This window comes from Flavobacterium sp., from assembly GCF_044376915.1.
Taxonomy (GTDB): domain Bacteria; phylum Bacteroidota; class Bacteroidia; order Flavobacteriales; family Flavobacteriaceae; genus Flavobacterium.
Window position 1 is genome coordinate 1 of the sequence record NZ_JBILKB010000133.1, and the last position, 3,120, is coordinate 3,120.

Here is a 3,120-nt window from a genome sequence, read left to right on the forward strand (position 1 = left end):
TTTGGAGGCAAATTCAAAGAGGACAAAGTAAAAAGAGAATTTTTAGATTATATTAAGTTAGATACCCAGTTTTAAGCTGAAAATCATGGAATTATATAAAAACCAAGCCTTAAAAATATACAATACTCTCACGGGTGAAAAAGACACCTTTACACCGATTCATCTCGGAAATATTGGTATGTATGTTTGTGGGCCAACGGTTTACAGTAATGTGCATTTGGGTAACATTAGAACCTTTATGAGTTTTGATGTGATTTACCGGTATTTACTTCACCTTGATTACAAAGTACGCTATGTGCGTAACATCACCGATGCTGGACATTTAACGGATGATGGCGATGTGGCCAACGACCGCTTTGTAAAACAATCCCGTCTAGAAAAACTAGAACCTATGGAGATTGTCCAAAAATATACTGTAGATTTTCATAAAGTATTGGATGCGTTTAATTTTTTACCACCTACTATTGAACCTACAGCTACGGGACATATTTTGGAACAAATTGAATTGACCCAAAAACTTATCGAATTAGGTTTTGCTTATGAAAGTAATGGCTCGGTGTATTTTGATGTTTTTGCATACAATGCAAAAGGATTGAATTATGGTGCTTTAAGCAACCGAAACATCGACGAATTATTTGCCAATACCCGTGATTTAGACGGACAAACAGAAAAGAAAAACCCGCAAGATTTTGCCTTGTGGAAAAATGCTTCTCCGGCACACATTATGCGTTGGAATTCGCCTTGGGGCGAAGGATTTCCAGGTTGGCATTTAGAATGTACCGCCATGAGCACCAAATATTTAGGAGAAACCTTTGATATTCACGGTGGCGGAATGGATTTAAAATTCCCACACCACGAGTGTGAAGTAGCTCAAGGAACAGCTTGCAACGGCCATTCGCCTGTGAATTTTTGGATGCATACCAATATGCTTACCATGAACGGATTGCGCATGAGTAAGTCAACAGGAAATTATATCTTACCTATGGAACTCCTTTCGGGAGAAAATAGTTTTTTTGAAAAGTCATTCGAACCTAATATCGTGCGTTTTTGTTTTTTACAAGCCCATTACCGAAGTGTATTAGACATTTCTAATGATGCAATGGTAGCCAGTGAAAAAGGATACAATCGATTAATGGAAGCCTATAAATTATTAGGGAATTTAAAAACAAGCACAACATCAACCATAGCAATTGCTTCGTGGAAGCAAAGTTGTTATGATGCCATGAACGACGATTTTAATACGCCCATATTAATTGCGCAATTATTTGAGGGAGCTCGATTTATTAATGTGGTCAACGATGGTAGTGCTACGATAACGGCAGAAGACCTGCAAGACTTATCAACGACCCTTTCTCATTTCATTTTTGATGTATTAGGAATGACAAACCCTGATATAAGTGGCAACTCAAACAGTACCGAAAAACTTAAAGGGGTTGTAGAAATGTTGATCGAAATGCGAAATCAAGCGAGAGCTAACAAAAATTTTGCGTTATCAGACGAAATTAGAGATAAATTACTAGCTCTTGGTATACAATTAAAAGACGGTAAAGAAGGTACTACTTTTACTACTTAAGCATAATAGCAAAAAAAGAGCTGTCAGTGACAGCTCTTAAAACTATTTAAACTAACCAATACTCTAATCTTTATTAGAATATTTATTAAAATCTAAATGATAATGGAGTAGTTAATCACAAAGTATATCAACTTAGATCTACACCAAATGTATGCTCAATAATTGATATAAAAACTGATAAAAATCATGTTTTGTATCTTTTTGATTGTAAATTATAAAACGAGCTTTTAAAATACTATTTTTGTGTAGTAACAAAAAATTCATGTGTAGCAATCATACGTCTTCAAATACAAATGGCCTAAAAAAAGTCTTGATTTTACCCTTGGTTGGTATTGTTCGATTTTACCAAGTAGTCATTTCTCCGGTAACACCGGCAGCTTGCCGATTTGAACCCAGCTGTTCCAACTATGCATTGCAGGCACTAGAAAAACACGGGCTTTTAAAAGGGACTTGGCTTGCCATTAAGCGCATTTTTAGTTGCAATCCGTGGGGAAAAAGTGGTTATGATCCGGTACCTTGAGTTTATAGGTTAAAAATTAGAATTTTAAAATTCGAACTTGAAATTGATTTTGGATTTGAAAAAATTTCTTATTAGAATTTTAACACGATTCCCAATAATAATATTTATTTTTACGCTTTAATCAGAATCAAAAAATATGATACAGGCACTACATATCCTTTGGAATCCTTCAGAAGGAATTGATTTAGGTTTTTTCATGCTTCGTTTTTATAGCCTTTCATGGGTTTTGGCCTTTGGATTGGGTTGGTACATCATGAAACCTATTTTTACAAGAGAAGAAGAATCGGTTGAATCACTGGACAAATTATTTATTTACACTTTAATAGCAACTATGCTTGGTGCTCGATTGGGCCATGTGATTTTTTACCAACCTGAATTATTTAATGAAGATCCTTGGAGTGTATTATTACCCATCAGTACCCAACCTTCGATTCATTTCACCGGTTTTGCTGGTTTAGCCAGTCATGGTGCGGCTATTGCTATAATACTTACTATGTTTTACATTCAAAAACGCGTCATCAAACGTTCGTTTTTATGGATATTAGACCGAATTGTTATTCCGGTTTCATTGGGTGCAATTTTTATTCGTTTGGGTAATTTTTTCAATTCTGAGATTGTAGGTATCAAAACAGATAACGCTTTGGGGATTCGATTTTTACGCGATGAGTATGGCGCAAGAGAAGCGATGCAACTCACTCAAACTACTTCGGCTCAGGAAGCTTATCAAGCCATTGCCACCCAACCGCAATTTGCAACTTTATTGGCCAATGTTGCTCCAAAACATCCCGCACAATTATATGAAGCCATTTGTTATGTTTTTGTCTTCTTTATTTTGATGTTTTTATATTGGAAAACAGAAGCGAGAAATAAAGCAGGGTATTTGTTTGGTTTGTTCTTGATCTTACTTTGGTCGATTCGATTTGTCGTTGAATTTGTAAAAGAGAGTCAGGGTGGTTTTGAAGAATACCCAATTTTCAATGCCCTTTCTACCGGACAATGGCTGAGTATTCCCTTAATAATAATAGGC

General features: G+C 35.7%; 3 protein-coding genes. All 3 read left to right on the forward strand.

Annotation, left to right across the window (positions count from 1 at the left end):
* The first annotated feature begins 85 nt into the window (after positions 1 to 85).
* Positions 86 to 1,573: a cysteine--tRNA ligase gene (gene cysS / locus ACIQ6Z_RS09700; protein ID WP_396210677.1), complete on the forward strand. Its 1,488-nt coding sequence runs from the start codon at positions 86 to 88 to the stop codon at positions 1,571 to 1,573.
* A 262-nt stretch (positions 1,574 to 1,835) separates the two neighbouring features.
* Positions 1,836 to 2,093, forward strand: coding sequence for a membrane protein insertion efficiency factor YidD (yidD, locus tag ACIQ6Z_RS09705; RefSeq protein WP_396210678.1), 258 nt, complete (start codon positions 1,836 to 1,838; stop codon positions 2,091 to 2,093).
* A gap of 136 nt (positions 2,094 to 2,229) precedes the next feature.
* Positions 2,230 to 3,120: prolipoprotein diacylglyceryl transferase (lgt, locus tag ACIQ6Z_RS09710; protein WP_396210679.1), on the forward strand; the 891-nt coding region annotated here is incomplete at its 3' end.